The following is a 15733-nucleotide window of genomic DNA, read 5'->3' as shown; positions in this document are numbered from 1 at the left end:
ATTTGAGTACACATACTGAAAGCTTAACTAAACAAGTATTTACGTTTGTTTCGAAATTATATGAACATGGGGTTGATGATGTCGTAATCAGTCCCGGATCTAGATCAACACCTTTAGCGATAGCTTGTGAAAGACATCCACATATTAAAACGTGGATTCACCCTGATGAAAGAAGTGCTGCATTTTTCGCTTTAGGTATTATTAAAGCAAATCAGAACCCTGTTGCGATAATCTGTACTTCAGGAACAGCGGCTTCGAACTATACACCAGCAGTTTCTGAAGCGTATATAAGTAAATTACCACTAATCGTTGTAACAAGTGATAGACCTCACGAACTAAGAAACATAGGTGCACCACAAGCTATTAATCAAGTAAATATGTTCCAAAACTTCACAAAATTTCAAATAGATATGCCTTTAGCAGATGAATCTGAAGGTACTATTAATACAATAAATATTAATATGATTAAAGCTGAAAAACATTTTGTAGGTCCACAAAGAGGGCCAGTGCATTTTAATTTTCCGTTTAGAGAACCATTATTACCGGATGTTAAATTGAGAAGATATCTATCTTCAAAAAGAAAAATAGAAACGAAGTATCAGAAGTCTATTGATTTTACAAATGTTCAAAATTATATCGAAAAACCTAGAGGTGTAGTTGTAGTAGGAGATACTCAAGGTCAAGATTTATCTCAAATATTGACTTATTCTGCTATTCATAACATACCGGTTTTAGCTGATCCTTTAAGTAATTTAAGAGGTTTGAATCATCCAAACGTTATCGCAACATACGATGCATTGTTTAAAGGTGGTTTAAGTATCGAACCACAATTTATTATTAGAGTGGGGCAACCAGTAGTTTCTAAACAACTTAATAATTGGTTGAAAGAAGTTAAATGCCCTCAGATACTCGTACAAAATAACGATACACCAGATGCTTTTCCAAAAGTTCCAACAATTTCAGTTGAATTGAGCCCAAACGATTTCTTTAGACAAGCTCAAGATGTGACACCAACACAAAATAAAAATTGGTTGAAAAAGTGGCAAGCTATGGAGAAAGAAGCACGCGCGTTAATTGAGACGCATATTGAAGAAGAAGCTGACGAAGGTGCAGCAGTAGGAAGCTTATTGAAAAAAATGACTTCTAAAGATACTGTGTTTGTCGGCAACAGTATGCCAATTAGAGATGTAGATACATTCAATATTGATTCAAAAGCTGAAATTGCAGCAAATAGAGGCGCTAATGGTATAGATGGTGTTGTATCAACAGCGTTAGGTATGTCTGTTTATAGAAAAGTGACACTGATTATAGGAGACATCTCATTTTTCCATGATATGAATGGATTAATTATGAGCAAAGCTTATGATTTAGATATTACGATTATTTGTCTCAATAACAATGGTGGTGGGATATTTAATTACTTGCCACAAAAAGAAGAAGCACCAGAACATTTTGAAAAATTATTCGGTACACCGTTGAATCTTGATTTTCAGCATGTTGCGCATTTATTTGAATTAGGTTATGAAAAATTTGAAAATGTTTCAGATTACAAACGACAAACATTACCTCAATTCGGTTCATATTTATATGAAATTATGACAAATCGACAAGAAAATACGGAAACACATCGAGAATTATTTGGCAAAATGAAAGGTATTCAATATGTTAACTCATTACGTTAAAGGTGAACTGAATACAGATCAGCCAACACTTATTATGTTACATGGTTTTATTAGTGACCATACGACTTTTCATTTAGTAGAAGATAAAATCGTAAATAATGATATCAATATTATTGAAATTGATTTACCTGGTCATGGACAAGATAAATCTAGAATAGATGATGAGTGGAGTATGCCTTTTATAGCTCAACAATTGTTAGAAGTTATAAAATATTATAATTTAAATCAAGTGTTCTTACACGGTTATTCTATGGGAGGTCGTGTAGCGCTTAGCTTTGCTATTCAACATCCACAAGTATTAAAAGGACTTATATTGGAAAGTGCTAGTCCTGGTATACAAGATAATGAAGAGAAACAGAAACGTATTGAAGTTGATAAAAACAGAGCACAATTAATTAGTGAAATAGGCATGACTGAATTTGTAAATGAGTGGGAGCAATTACCACTTTTCAATACTCAAAATCATCTGGCTTCTGAGGAACGTAAAAGAATCCGTAAGATGAGATTATCTCAAAATCCAAAAGGGCTTAGCAAATCTTTAATTGATTATGGTACTGGATCACAAACATCATATTGGGCAATGTTAGATCAGTTACAAACTCCTGTATGTATAATTGTTGGTTCAGAAGATGAAAAATTTATAAATATTGGTTCGAAAATGAATAATTGCTTTAAAAATAGTGAATTACACATAGTAAAAGAAGCTGGGCACACAATTCATGTGGAACAACCAACAAAATTTGATACAATAATAGTAGAATTTATTTTAGGAGGCACATTATGTCAAGACAATGGGAAACGATAAAAGAATATAAAGAAATTAAGTACGAATATTTTGAAGGTATTGCAAAAATTACAATTAACCGTCCAGAAGTTCGAAACGCTTTTACGCCATTAACAGTAAACGAAATGATTGATGCATTCTCAAGAGCAAGAGATGATGAAAGAATAGGTTCAATTATCTTAACAGGTGAAGGTGACTTAGCATTCTGTTCAGGTGGAGACCAATCTGTGCGTGGTCACGGCGGATATGTCGGAGACGACCAAATCCCTCGTTTAAACGTATTAGATTTACAACGTTTAATCCGTGTTATTCCTAAACCAGTAGTAGCAATGGTTAGAGGATATGCAATCGGTGGTGGACATGTATTACACATCGTTTGTGACCTTACAATTGCGGCAGAAAATGCAAGATTCGGTCAAACAGGACCAAAAGTAGGTTCATTTGATGCTGGATATGGTTCAGGTTATTTAGCTAGAATCGTTGGTCATAAAAAAGCTCGTGAAATTTGGTTCTTATGCCGTCAATATGATGCACAAGAAGCGGTTGATATGGGACTTGTAAATACAGTAGTACCTTTAGAGCAAATAGAAGACGAAACAGTACAATGGTGTCAAGAAATGATGGAACATTCACCAACGGCTTTACGTTTCTTAAAAGCAGCTATGAATGCTGATACAGATGGCTTAGCAGGATTACAACAATTCGCTGGCGATGCAACATTATTATATTATACATCTGATGAAGCAAAAGAAGGCCGCGATGCCTTTAAAGAAAAACGTAAACCAGACTTCGACCAATTTCCTAAATTCCCATAATATATAAAATAAGCATATCACTTTCATACTGAAATAATCAGTTAAGTGATATGCTTATTTATTTTGATTTAGTATAGTTTATTCATAATTATTAATATTTTAATAAATGTTTCTTAATTACATGCTCTATTAAATATGGTATTTCTTCAAATGCACTTTTAGTATGGATTCTTTCCGTTACTTGGTGGGCATCTTTACCGATTGGCCCAATATTTAATACAGGAGCACTTATCTCTTTAATGTCATGAAATGGAATGAAATACGATTGATTGAAATTTGGTGTTTGTTCGATATAGCTTTCAAATCCATCATCATCTTGTCTATATTTTGCGTAACTTAAATCACTTATACCGTTAAAGAAATACTGTCTTTTAGATGTTCTATCGAATTGTTCTAGAGACTTTTGGCTAACTGTTTCAACAATTTCATCTATGAAAGAATCTTCTGATGAATGTGCCGCTGGATAATAGGGTGGTGCGAAAAATGTTATTACAGTTGGACCAAGGTTTTTTAACATATGCATTAGTTGGTCCGCAATTTCGATTGCTTGTGCCCGTTCATCACTTATTTGATTAATAATTTGCTCAATAATTAAATTAACGTGTGCCTCTCCAAATTCTTCAATAGCTGTTAATTTTAACTCCTTAAAAGTCATTATATTAATATTAATTTTTCTAGATTGACCTTCGTTTTTTATAATATTTTGATAGGTTTCTTCGCACTCTTTTACTGCTTTTTCAACGATGCTATTAAAAGTCTTGAATACATCTTCAGCATTTTTATTAAATAAGAATATATTATATAAAGCAACTGTTCTAAATGGTGTTTGTACATCATAGTGTTCTTTAATATCACGACTCATTAGTGAGACTGGTAATGGTGTCGTTTCTTCTTTATATTCTTCTTTAAAAGTAGGGTTATATTCCATTTCTTTATTTATAAAACTTTGAATATAATTAGAGCTTAAACCTTGTGTTGGTTGACCTACATGAGTCTCTTTACCGTAACAGAGAACAGATGGCATTATTTTTCCAATCGTACCAGAATAAATATAGTGGTTGGAATCTTTTTCAGCTTGAGAGAAAGTCGGTTCACTATTTAAATGTAATTCAAATTCTAGTTGATCTTCTTTTCTTAATTGATTTAATTTTTCTACAGCTTTTAACATCCCGAGAGAACCAACTTCTTCATCAGGTACTGATACTACAATTATGTTGATATCCCAAGATTCATATATAGCTTTTTCTAAAGTTGACATATGTATCATAAGACCAGGTTTCATATCCATAGAGCCACGACCAAATAAATAATCGCCAGTCTTGATATCTTCTTTAGCATCCTCAGATAAATATTTATCATTTTCTTTAAAAATTTCTGTAAGTTTATCCATTTCAAATGCATGCATTTTATATTCGCTAAAGTCATCAATACCAACTGTATCGTAGTGACTAATACATATTAAGGTCTTCTTTGAGTTTGGTGCTTTATAATAAGCTAATACTGCATTTCGACCATCCCCAGTCGGTTGCAGTATAATTTGGTCTTCTCTTGATTTAAAATAATCTAGTTTTAAATATTCATTCTTCAAAAAATAAGGAAATGTTTTTTCACCTTCAGAATGTGTAATAGAAGCATGGCTCACCAATTTTTTTAGTAAATTTTCTCGTTCTTTACTTGTTTGCCATAATAAATTCATAAAAATCCAACCCCTTTAAGATAAATCTTGTATCATTTTTTCCAATCTATTAAGTCCTTCTTCTAATGATTTAAGGTCATAAGCGTATGAAATTCTAATATAACCTTTTCCTATATGTGTAAAAGCTGAACCTGGAACAACAGCAACATGATACTCCTCTAAAGCTTTTATACAAAAGTCATAATCATCTATACTAAAATGTGAAATTTGAGGGAAGATATAAAAAGCCCCTTCAGGTTTTTCTGATAAGACAAAACCTATTTCAATTAAACGATTATAGACATAATCACGACGTTCAATGTAAGCTTTATTCATTTCTTTAGGAGAATCAATACTGTGTGTAAGTGCTTCTATAGCAGCATACTGACTCGGAACATTTGCACAAATACAATTATAAGCATGTACAAAAGTTAATTGTCTCATTACATATTCTGGACCTAATAAAAAGCCAATACGTAACCCAGTCATCGAATGAGATTTACTTAAACCGCCTAATAAAATACATTGATTTTTAATTTCTTCATATGATGCGAAAGATGTATGTTGATCATTAAATGTATTTTCAGCATAAATTTCATCACTAACCACATAAATTGGATGTTCTTTAAATACATCTACTAATGCTTCAACTTCATTTTTATGTAAAGTAATGCCCGTAGGATTATTAGGATAGTTAAGTAATATTGCTTTAGTTTTATCAGTAATATGAGATTTTACTAGTTCAGGTGTTATTTTTAAATTTGTTTGGGTAGTATCTATATAAACAGGCTTTGCACCAAGCAATTCAACTAAAGGCACGTAACCGGCATAAACTGGAGCAGGGATGAGTACTTCATCACCTTGTTCTATAATGCCCCTTAATGCAGTGTCTAGCGCTTCACTTGCACCATTTGTTACTAATATTTCATTCGTATTAAAATAAGCATTAAAACGGTTTTCATAATATGATTTTACAACTTCTCGAAGTTTCAATAAGCCTGCATTATGAGAATAAGAAGTAAAATTATGATCAATAGCATCTTTCATAGCTTCTTTAACACGATTTGGTACATGAAAGTCGGGTTGTCCGACTGTCAGATTTATAACATCATCAATTTCAGGTATACGGTTAGAAATAGCTCTTATTCCGGATACTTGAAGTTTTGATGCAAAACGGTTTAACGGTAATTGCATTTTTTTCACCTCTTCAAAACGATAATTTAATTATAACGGTAATATAGCTACAAATAAATGAATATAGCAAAAATTTCGAAAACGTATTACAATAAGAAAAACATTACAAAAAATGGGGATGTTTACAATGGTAGATTTAAGTAAAATGAATCAGCGTTTAAAATTATTATTATCTTTAGATATTTTTGAATGGTTACCTCATCCGACATTTGTATTAGTGCAAAATAATGAAGAACAATGGATGATAACTTTTGAAGAAGATTCGATACATATTAGTAGGGCAGAAGTACAATTACCACACTTTCATAGGTTTTATTTTGGACAAGACAATCAATTAATTAAACGTGCTCAGTTTCATATTAAATTTAAAGCTAAAGCTGAAATGTCATTAGATGAAAAACAATTTGTATCAGATTTTATGAGACCATCTGAGAAAAAAGAAAATCCAATCTTGTTTATCCAATCAGAAACACCATATACACAAGAGTGGATTGATTACTTAACGTACTTGTTAAGTGCAGGATACGAGGTCTTAGAGAATATACGACGTAATAATCATCAATTAGCACCAATCACTCACAAGCATGTTCATATACCAGCTTATTTGTTAAATAGAGAAGAAAAATATATAGGTACAATATCTTATGAAACTTTAATAAGATAAGTATACAAAAAGGATGTTTTCGCTAGTTTCTAGCGAAAACATCCTTTTTATTTTTAATTTATATTCTATTCTTTCTTTTTAGGTGGTTTTTTCATGTTTACAACTGGATTTGCATAATGTTTAACAAGATCAGTACTAAAGAAGTAAACAATTACAATGGTTATAGCGATGATTCCAATCCAAGCATATGGTTGTTCTATTAAAAACTTATCCCATGCTTGAGATCTGAACAGTCCAACGAATAATCCATGTAATAAATATATAAACATAGTTCTAGAACCGATGTATGTTAAAGATAGTTTTCGTTCAGGTATTAGATTCATAAAACTTAATGTTGAAACGAAAATAACAATATAAATAAATAGTCGTTTTAAGGCACTGTAAACAGTGACGTCACGATCAATTTCTGAATATGGTTTACTACCAAATAGCCATTCAAAATTATAATCAGTCATTAAATATGCAATAAAGATAACGATTAAACTTAGACAAGAAATCCAAAGATACTTTTTATTTCTTAGAATTATAGATTGCTCTTTATTAATATAATAACCTAATAAGAAAATAGGGAAGAACACGAAAGTTCTTGAAAGGCTTAATTTTGCATTAATAAAATCGAAGTATCCTACTAATAAACCTATTAAAATAGCAATAATAAAAGTAGCATATGGGTTGAAGTTTCTTACAAAATGTAAAATGATATGCCATGAAAATAGACTGACTAAGAACCACATTGCCCATTGAGGATCGAAGGGGCTAACATTTAATGTATCGTCTCTGTCTATAAAGTAATAATACAATCCATAAAAAACTTGGAAAATTAAATAAGGTAAAAGTAATTTAATAGTAATTTTCTTTATGTATCCTGGCTTACCAACACTTTTTGCAAAGAAACCCGAGATAAGTACAAATGCCGGCATATGGAAACTATATATAAACATATACAGCGCTTTAATTAAATGGTTATCGTTAATATAAGACCTTAATAAATGTCCAAACACCACTAGTACAATTAAGAAAAACCTGGCGTTATCAAAATAATGATCTCTTTCTTTATGATTTGTCATGAAAATACTCCCTTAAATCAAGTGTTTACGCTTTCTATGAAATGTAGATTATAAATTAAATAAGTTCAATGTACAAATATAATCTATTTTAAAATATAAAATCATCCAAATAAATGAGTCCGGAACATCAATAATTGTCCCGGACTTTATGTTGTATTGGCAGTAGCTGACTGGGTTGAAAACACGCTTATATAAAGTTTTTCAACCCTAGTCATCCTTACCGAAGCGGGACTACGAAATCTTTTTAAGAAAATGAGATTTCTGTCCCACTCCTCATGCTACTTCTATTGATTAAGATTTATATCGGTCAAAGTCGTAATATTCGCCATCAGTTTGAATTTGTTGGTAAAAATCACTAATACGCTTAGCATTAGAAGTAGAAAAATCTACGCCAGTCGCATATTGATGTTCACCTGGGTTTTGAGGATTAAAACGCATTTTATATAATGTGTTTTGTCCTGCATTAATGTAGTTACTAGAGATAAATTGAGCTCCACCAAAAATAGCTTTGGATGGTGTATCCCATCCTGCTTGTTGAGCGTATTTAATACCACCGTATAAAGCATTGTCATCAATAGCACCTACACCAAACATATTATAATATTTAGTATCTGATTTTAAATCAACTTTACCATCAGAATTAATACTACCGCCTTTTGCTAAATCACTTGTGCCATTACCCGTTTCAAGAAGAGCGTGAGAAATTAAGTATATCTCGTTTACACCAACAGATTTTGCTGCTTCACTAAATGCTTCTCCTTGATTTTCTAATATACCTTTACCACGGAGTAATTCATTTAATTTAGATACAGGAATATTTTGAGATTGATTTAAATCTAAAAATTGATATTTTTGTACTGGATCGTCAATATATTTACTTGTGTCCATTGCATCTTTAACTTCTGCTCTAGTCGCTTTTCTAACGCCACTTGGTAACACTTTTTTAGGCTCTGTGCCATTTTTTAAAGCCATTTGAATATCTACAGCTTCATCAAGTGTATAAGGGCTTGTTGAAGATTTTGTTGAAGTTTCTGCAATTTGTAAGTATTTAGCATTAATCCATACTGTTTGTCCATTTAATATGCCTTTGTACCAAAGTTCATTGCCAATTTGTTGAGATGTAATGACTTTGAAATAAGCGTAGTGATAATTTTGTAATGAACCTAATAAGGTATTTTTAGAAGCATATGGCTCACTATAGAAATAACCAGTATTATCAGTGATTAAGTAATTTGTATAATTTTCTTGATACGCGATTGGTGTATTATTTACAGTGCTAGCTTTAATTGCTTCTGTCTTTTTAGGTGTAACAGTTGGTTGAGTGACTGTTTTTGGTTTTGTTGCATTTTGTAACTGTACATCTTGAGATTTAACCCAACCTAATGGTATAGCATTGTTATCTTGTAATAAATAAAATGTTTGATTGTTTATTACTGATTGTTTACCAATTTTAAATGTTTTTCCTGCTTTATTAACAGCTGGAACAGTTTTGTCATTATAAACAGAAGTATATACACCAGAAATATTTTTGTTTACTGTTCCTACATAATTTACGCGTTCTGTATTGGCTGTATAATTTTTAGTAGCTTGAGCAACCTGACTAGGCTTCGCAACTTTATTGTTAGTTTGAGCTGCTGGTTTAGATTTAACAGCAGTAGAAGCGGCTGGTTGAGTGACTGGTTTCGCCGCGTTGTTAGTTTGAACTTTATTAGTACTTACAGTCGATTTAGGCTTCACAACTGTATTATTATTTTGAGCTACTGGTTTAGGATTAACAACACTAGAAACGTTTGTTTTACTTACAGGTTTAACGTTATTAGTTTGTTCTTTACTAGTACTTTCAACTGGTTTAGGTTTTACAACTGTATTATTTGGTTTTTGAGTTGGTTTAGGTTTAACAGAAGTTTGTAATTGTACATCACTTGCTTTAACCCAACCTAATGGTGTTGAATTATTGTCTTGTAATAAATAAAATACTTGGTTGTTATAAGTAGATTGTTTACCAATTTTGAATGTTTTACCTGCTTTATTAACAGCAGATTTTTGCTGATTATCATATACAGAAGTATATACACCAGAAGCATTAGTGTTCACTTTACCAACATAGTCTACAACGATTGTGTTAGCAGGTTTTGAAACTACTGGCTTGCTAGGTTTGGCTTCAGGTTTAGTACTTGGCTTAGATACTACTGGCTTACTAGGTTTAGTATTAGGCTTAGATACTGTTGGTTTAGTACTTGGTTTAGATACTGTCGGGTTACTAGGCTTAGTAGTATTTTGGCTAGGCTTAGTAGTAGGTTTAGTTACTGGTTTAGTTGTTTCAGGCTTAGTAGGTGCTGTTAATAAACCAGTTTTGTATTGATATTTTTCCGTAACTAAGTCAACAAGTTCATCAAATGTATAATTATTTTCGGCAAACCAACCGTACGGATCACTGTGGTCTGTTCCACCTAAGAATTTAGATACAGCGTCGTGTGACCAAAGAGTACCAACGCCATCTCTCTCAGCACTATCTAATGATAATCCATAATAAGCTAAGTTCGTTGCAATATAATCTGCATAATTGTTAATAGAGCGAGCAAATCTATCGCTGCCATATACACGAACTAGTTCTACATGAATAAATCTTGGGTTTGCTTGTGCACCAGCACCCCATGCTAAATAGTCAGTAGGAGCTACTTCGATAATATTGTTATCATCTACATAAGCGTGTACGAACGCACTCTCATAATTATTTTTCATATAAGCAATCTCATTATGAATTGTAGAGTTAGGGTTTGCAGTTTCGTGAGCAACAATTCCTTCAGGTTTCCCAACCCCATTTCTATAAGGGATTTTTGGAATGTGGCTAGAGAAATCTTCTACATATTTAGGAACAGTATAGTTATTATTTCTTATTTGATTGTTAATTGATGAATTAACTGCAGCTTCATATTGAACATTAGCTGCTCTTACTTTAGGAGCACTTGGTGCATTTACAGCCGTTCTAAATTTAGTGCTGTTACTTTGTGGAGCAGCAGAACGTGACTGGATTTCCGCATTTTTAGAAGCAACTTTAGGTTCACTAATATTAGTCTCGTTGGCTTGATTAGTTTGGTTATTTTCATCAGATTCAGCATCATTAGAAGTATTATCTTCTTTAGATTGCTCTTTAATATTCTCGTTATTGTCTTGTTCTACGTCAGATGCATTATCTTCAGCATTAACATTATCAGATATAGTGTCATTAGAAGTATTGTCATCTTTCGCTTGCTCTTGATTATTAGCTTTTTCATCAGAGTCTTGTTCTACGTCAGATGCATTATCTTCAGCAGAAACATTATCAGATGTAGCGTCATCAGAATCATTGTTATCTTCCGCTTGCTCTTGATTATTAGCTTTTTCATCAGAGTCTTGTTCTACGTCAGATGTATTATCTTCAGCATTAACATTATCAGATGTAGCGTCATCAGAAGTATTGTCATCTTTCACTTGCTCTTTAGTATTTACATCAGAGTCTTGCTCTACGTCAGATGTATTATCTTCAGCATTAACATTATCAGATGTAGCGTCATCAGAAGCATTGTCATCTTTCACTTGCTCTTGATCATTAGCTTTAACATCAGAGTCTTGCTCTACGTCAGATGTATTATCTTCAGCAGAAACATTATCAGATGTAGCGTCATCAGAAGCATTGTTGTCTTTCGCTTGCTCTTTAGCATTAACATCAGAGTCTTGTTCTACGTCAGATGCATTATCTTCAGCAGAAACATTATCAGATGTAGCGTCATCAGAAGTATTGTTATCTTCCGCTTGCTCTTGGTCATTAGCATTAACATCAGAGTCTTGCTCTACGTCAGATGTATTATCTTCAGCAGAAACATTATCAGATGTAGCGTCATCTTGGACCTTTTCTTGATTGCTAGAATTTTCAATAGGATTATTAGCTACATTGGAATAATTATTTTCTTGTGTAGTCTCATTTGAAGTTTGTTGTTCTGTAGTTTCAACGTCATCAATAATTGATGGGTCTTTGTATTCTTTACTACCAGAAATATTTAAAGATTGGTTTTGTAATTCTTGTTTTTCTTTCTGAATTTGATTTGCATTATCGTGTTGTTCAATGATGTTCGAATCTTTATTGCTCTTTGTTTCTTCGGCATTAACTTGATGAGTTACAAGTGTCGTACCTGCTAACGTCATGGCAACAATTGCGGGTGTCTTATAATAGAATTTTTTATCCATATACAATCTCCTTTGAAATAGGTATTATATTATTTAATACTAAGTATAAAGGTTATTAGAAGAAATGATCCTAAAAACACAGATTTGTAATCTAACTTTAATATTTTGTATTAATAATTTTTATAACTTAAAAAAGCTTTTTCATGTAAAAGTGGGGGATGTTTTCTTCTAAAAATTCCTCGCCTTCAGCTTTATACCCTAATTTTTCATAAAATACTTTAGCATGTGATTGTCCATTTAATGCTGTTCCAATGAAACCATCTTCTTTTGCTTTTTCATTTATAAAATTCATCACATCTTTGCCGTAACCGAAACTTCTAAATGGTTTTAACACTGCTACTCGTTCTACTTTAGCTAAGCCATCTTTATATGCTCTATATCTACCAACAGCAGCAGGTTGGTTTTCATGATATAGAATAACGTGTTTAGCTATATCTTCAAATTTATCTATTTCAGCTTCTAAAGCTACACCTTGTTCTTTTACAAAAACTTCTTTTCTAATGTTAAGCGCATCATTTTTCTCTTTATCATTTTCAACTATTTTTATCATAATATTTCCTCCTAAAAGTGAATGGATTTATTATACATTAAAATGAAATATAAAAAAAAGCTCATAATCCAATTGTTGAAAAACAGTGGATTGTGAGCTTTTTGTAAGGAAAGAGATTTCCGAACTTTATCTATATTTATAATGCTTCTCTTCTGACGATAGCTGTATATTGCCAAAAAAGTCTTAGTTGGTGAATGTTCCAATTTGTTACACCCATTGTATAGCCGCTTGGTGTAAAAATTTGAATTTGACTTGTTTCAAGTGCTGCTGCTACAAGGTATTGTAAGTGCACACTTAGTGATTGCATTTCTTCAGTTAAGCCTGTTTCTGTATACACCCATGAAAAAGGAAGTGGATTTTCAAAAATATTGATGACATTAAATATTTCTGGTATCGCAATGACATAACATGCGCCATCAACAACAGGGTCATTTTCAGCTTGACTATAATAAACTATTAAAGCTTCATAATTTTCCCGATGTTCATGATTAACGAAATATAGATTTTTTCTGAAGTGTGATAAATCTCCCGCATGAACAATTTGATTTTCTAATGCATCGAACATTTTATTGATTTGTTCATATTTTTCGTATGTTTTTCGCTTTGTCATATTATGCCTCCTTTCTTAATATTGGTCTGGGCTAGGTTCTGCACTTTGATTAAATCCTTGATTATTTTGAGCTGGTGCATTCTGCTGTGGTACTTGTTGTTCCTGTTCTTGTGCAGGTGCATCATTGGAAGGAACATTTTGATCTGGTACTGCTTCTTGTTGTGGTACTTGTTGTTCCTGCTCTTGTGGTGGTTGTTCTACAGACTCTTCAGGTGCCGGTTCTACAGCAGGTTCAACGGTATCATTACCATCTGTATCGGCTGTACCGTCTTGTAATTGCTTTTTAGTAACTTCAACATACGGCATTAAATCACCATACGCTTGAATCATGAGATAATTCATAAAATCTGTTTTCTTAGTAGTTGACAATTTTAAGTCTTTTCTCAATTTATTTGAGAGTTTAACTAAATTATCTAAATCTGGGTTGAAGAAATAAACACCATTCACATTAGAATCTGTACCAACTAGTTGTTCAGATTCGATTTTAACTTTACTAGATGAATAAGTTGTTGCTAAATTTTGAATATCTTTGAAAGAGAAATTATGTTTAGCATTTTTACCAACTATTTTCACTAAGTCATCTAATTTATTAATAGAATTTGTTTCTTGCGCTTTTCTAATGATTGCTTTAATCATTTCCATTTGACGTTTACCACGTTCTAAATCTGAATCTTGTTTTCTAGAACGGACAACAGCTAGTGCTTCATCACCGCTTAGGTTATGTTTACCTTTTTTGACTTTAATTCTACCTTTATCTTCCGTGTTAGGTTCATTTAAATCAAATGGCACATTAAATTCTACACCGCCAAGTTCGTCTATTACTTCAACGAATGCTTCCATATTTATTCTCGCGTAGTAATCAACAGGAACATTTAAAGTTGATTCTACACTATCCATTGAACCTTCAGGACCGTCAATAGCATGAGCATGTGTGATTTTGTCATAATATTTCACTGCAGGGACATAACTCAACGTATCTCTTGGGATACTGACCATTCTAATTTGTTTTTTATCTCTATTAAATGTTGTATAAATCATAGCATCTGTGCGTGATTGATTAGCTTTTTGGCCACCTTCACGTCTTGATGAGCTATCATCGACACCTAAAAATAATACTGATATATGATCTAAACTAGGATCTACTGGTTTATCTCTTAAAGAAGATTTGCTTTTATTGGATTCTAGGAACGAATCATTAATAGCACCTCTAGTTTCAAGATAAAGCATTAGGCCGAATACAACAGGTAAAATCATAAGAACGACTGACATTAAAATTAAGCCTATTTTTGCGAATCTCTTCATATTATATATATACCCTTCCGTCTGTAGTCTTTATTTATTTTTGCATATTATACATCATACTCGATTTTACAAGTAAAATTCAACAATTTAAATGAATTATGTTTATTGAAACCAATTGTTGTAATGTTAAATTGTTGTAAAATTTATGGAAATGGTGTAAATTATAGTGAAGAATGTGAGGTGAGACAAATGGCAAAAGTGCTTGAAAAAGATTTAAGTAGAGCGAGTGAGCAAATAGTACTGAATAAAGATAATACTTACGATGTTATAAAACCACAAACGATTAATGTGCTTGGTTTGCCATTTGCAAACCTAACGGCAAATGAAATATTAGATCGTGTGAAATATTTTATCAATCAAGATACATTTGATAATCTCTTTATCGTAACTGCAAATCCAGAGATTGCTCACTATGCATATAACAATAACCATTACCAAAGACGCATTAAACATGCAGACTATATTGTTCCAGATGGTATTGGTATTGTGAAAGCTGCCAAATATTTAAAAACACCATTAAAAGAACGCGTACCTGGTATTGAATTAATGGAAGAAATGTTGAATATCGCAAATGCTAGTAGTAAGAAGGTGTTCTTACTCGGCTCTTCAAAAGAAGGCGTTAAAGAAACAAGAAAGATATTAGAAGAACAATATCCTAACATTACATTTGATCATAAACATGGTTATAAACATGTATTAGATTATAAAGTAACGAAGAAAGTAAAAAAATTTAATCCTGATTTTATTTTTGTTGCAATGGGCTTCCCTAAACAAGAAGATTGGATTTATTACAACCGTCACCATTTTGAACACACAGTTATGATGGGTGTAGGAGGTTCATTTGATGTTATTAGTGGTAACGTTAAACGTGCTCCTGAAGTCTTTCAAAAACTTAACTTAGAATGGTTATATCGTATTATTACAGATTTAAAACGAGTTGAACGTGCGATGAAAATACCACTCTTTATGAAAGAAGTTCAAATTCAAAAACGTATAGTGCCTAAGAAAGGCAAGCATGATTATATGAAGACGAGATAAATCAAAATGATTTTAGATACCTTGTTATATGAATTAGCTATTTAATTAGTTTAATTTATAACAAGGTATTTTTTATTATTTATTTTTGAAAGTGATAAAATAAAACTAACTTAATTAGAAAGTGAGTC

Annotated in this window: 12 protein-coding genes; 5 read left to right on the top strand and 7 right to left on the bottom strand. The window is 32.1% G+C overall.

All coding sequences use genetic code 11. The features are described from left to right. Nucleotides 1–2: 2 nt before the first annotated feature. From menD to menB, 3 genes are read left to right on the top strand one after another with little or no spacing between them, the layout of a single operon-like run. Nucleotides 3–1682 (top strand): 2-succinyl-5-enolpyruvyl-6-hydroxy-3-cyclohexene-1-carboxylic-acid synthase, encoded by a 1680-nt coding sequence (menD, locus tag LQ682_RS01930; protein WP_017000696.1) that lies wholly within the window; start codon nucleotides 3–5, stop codon nucleotides 1680–1682. Beyond that, nucleotides 1663–2487, top strand: coding sequence for a 2-succinyl-6-hydroxy-2,4-cyclohexadiene-1-carboxylate synthase (menH, locus tag LQ682_RS01925; RefSeq protein WP_135031752.1), 825 nt, complete (start codon nucleotides 1663–1665; stop codon nucleotides 2485–2487). The genes menD and menH overlap by 20 nt, the downstream gene beginning before the upstream one ends. Beyond that, nucleotides 2460–3281, top strand: a complete 822-nt coding sequence (gene menB, locus LQ682_RS01920; RefSeq protein WP_174700893.1) for a 1,4-dihydroxy-2-naphthoyl-CoA synthase — start codon at nucleotides 2460–2462, stop codon at nucleotides 3279–3281. The genes menH and menB overlap by 28 nt, the downstream gene beginning before the upstream one ends. Nucleotides 3282–3372: 91 nt before the next feature. On the opposite strand, the gene LQ682_RS01915 is transcribed toward menB, so the two are convergent. Together LQ682_RS01915 and LQ682_RS01910 are read right to left on the bottom strand one after the other, a co-directional pair. Continuing rightward, entirely contained in the window at nucleotides 3373–4977 is a 1605-nt protein-coding gene (locus LQ682_RS01915; RefSeq protein WP_064211120.1) for a M20/M25/M40 family metallo-hydrolase, read from the bottom strand. 15 nt (nucleotides 4978–4992) lie between these two features. Then, nucleotides 4993–6150 carry an aminotransferase class I/II-fold pyridoxal phosphate-dependent enzyme gene (locus LQ682_RS01910; protein ID WP_239723788.1) on the bottom strand — a complete coding sequence of 386 codons (1158 nt, stop codon included), beginning with the start codon at nucleotides 6148–6150 and terminating at the stop codon, nucleotides 4993–4995. Between the two features lie 127 nt (nucleotides 6151–6277). Between LQ682_RS01910 and LQ682_RS01905 the strand changes: the two genes are divergently transcribed. Next, on the top strand, nucleotides 6278–6814 hold the full coding sequence (locus tag LQ682_RS01905; RefSeq protein WP_016999618.1) for a hypothetical protein: 537 nt from the start codon (nucleotides 6278–6280) through the stop codon (nucleotides 6812–6814). A 65-nt stretch (nucleotides 6815–6879) separates the two neighbouring features. Here the strand turns inward: LQ682_RS01905 and LQ682_RS01900 are convergent, their stop codons facing one another. The 5 genes from LQ682_RS01900 to LQ682_RS01880 form a co-directional block, all read right to left on the bottom strand. Next, nucleotides 6880–7881: an acyltransferase family protein gene (locus LQ682_RS01900; protein ID WP_064205415.1), complete on the bottom strand. Its 1002-nt coding sequence runs from the start codon at nucleotides 7879–7881 to the stop codon at nucleotides 6880–6882. Between the two features lie 291 nt (nucleotides 7882–8172). Continuing rightward, a complete protein-coding gene (locus LQ682_RS01895; protein WP_239723787.1) occupies nucleotides 8173–12105 on the bottom strand; it encodes a glucosaminidase domain-containing protein in 3933 nt (1310 codons plus the stop codon). Nucleotides 12106–12232: 127 nt separating this feature from the next. Continuing rightward, on the bottom strand, nucleotides 12233–12655 hold the full coding sequence (locus LQ682_RS01890; protein ID WP_239723786.1) for a GNAT family N-acetyltransferase: 423 nt from the start codon (nucleotides 12653–12655) through the stop codon (nucleotides 12233–12235). Nucleotides 12656–12791: 136 nt separating this feature from the next. Next, nucleotides 12792–13265 carry a DUF2538 family protein gene (locus LQ682_RS01885; RefSeq protein WP_016999622.1) on the bottom strand — a complete coding sequence of 158 codons (474 nt, stop codon included), beginning with the start codon at nucleotides 13263–13265 and terminating at the stop codon, nucleotides 12792–12794. A gap of 15 nt (nucleotides 13266–13280) precedes the next feature. Beyond that, a complete protein-coding gene (locus tag LQ682_RS01880) occupies nucleotides 13281–14567 on the bottom strand; it encodes an LCP family protein (RefSeq protein ID WP_214269788.1) in 1287 nt (428 codons plus the stop codon). 189 nt (nucleotides 14568–14756) lie between these two features. Between LQ682_RS01880 and LQ682_RS01875 the strand changes: the two genes are divergently transcribed. Then, nucleotides 14757–15605: a WecB/TagA/CpsF family glycosyltransferase gene (locus tag LQ682_RS01875; protein WP_016999624.1), complete on the top strand. Its 849-nt coding sequence runs from the start codon at nucleotides 14757–14759 to the stop codon at nucleotides 15603–15605. Nucleotides 15606–15733 lie beyond the last annotated feature (128 nt).

The organism is Mammaliicoccus sp. A-M4 (genome assembly GCF_022386955.1).
GTDB classification, from domain to species: Bacteria; Bacillota; Bacilli; order Staphylococcales; family Staphylococcaceae; genus Mammaliicoccus; species Mammaliicoccus lentus.
The sequence above is the reverse complement of the archived record's forward strand: the minus strand, read 5'-3'. Positions and strand labels throughout refer to the sequence as shown.

Coding starts and splice junctions, on each gene's coding strand:
- LQ682_RS01900 (WP_064205415.1), bottom strand. CDS start 7,881: ATGACAAATCATAAAGAAAGAGATCATTATTTTGATAACGCCAGGTTT.
- LQ682_RS01885 (WP_016999622.1), bottom strand. CDS start 13,265: ATGACAAAGCGAAAAACATACGAAAAATATGAACAAATCAATAAAATG.
- LQ682_RS01890 (WP_239723786.1), bottom strand. CDS start 12,655: ATGATAAAAATAGTTGAAAATGATAAAGAGAAAAATGATGCGCTTAAC.
- LQ682_RS01915 (WP_064211120.1), bottom strand. CDS start 4,977: ATGAATTTATTATGGCAAACAAGTAAAGAACGAGAAAATTTACTAAAA.
- menH (WP_135031752.1), top strand. CDS start 1,663: ATGTTAACTCATTACGTTAAAGGTGAACTGAATACAGATCAGCCAACA.
- LQ682_RS01910 (WP_239723788.1), bottom strand. CDS start 6,150: ATGCAATTACCGTTAAACCGTTTTGCATCAAAACTTCAAGTATCCGGA.
- LQ682_RS01895 (WP_239723787.1), bottom strand. CDS start 12,105: ATGGATAAAAAATTCTATTATAAGACACCCGCAATTGTTGCCATGACG.
- LQ682_RS01905 (WP_016999618.1), top strand. CDS start 6,278: ATGGTAGATTTAAGTAAAATGAATCAGCGTTTAAAATTATTATTATCT.
- LQ682_RS01875 (WP_016999624.1), top strand. CDS start 14,757: ATGGCAAAAGTGCTTGAAAAAGATTTAAGTAGAGCGAGTGAGCAAATA.
- LQ682_RS01880 (WP_214269788.1), bottom strand. CDS start 14,567: ATGAAGAGATTCGCAAAAATAGGCTTAATTTTAATGTCAGTCGTTCTT.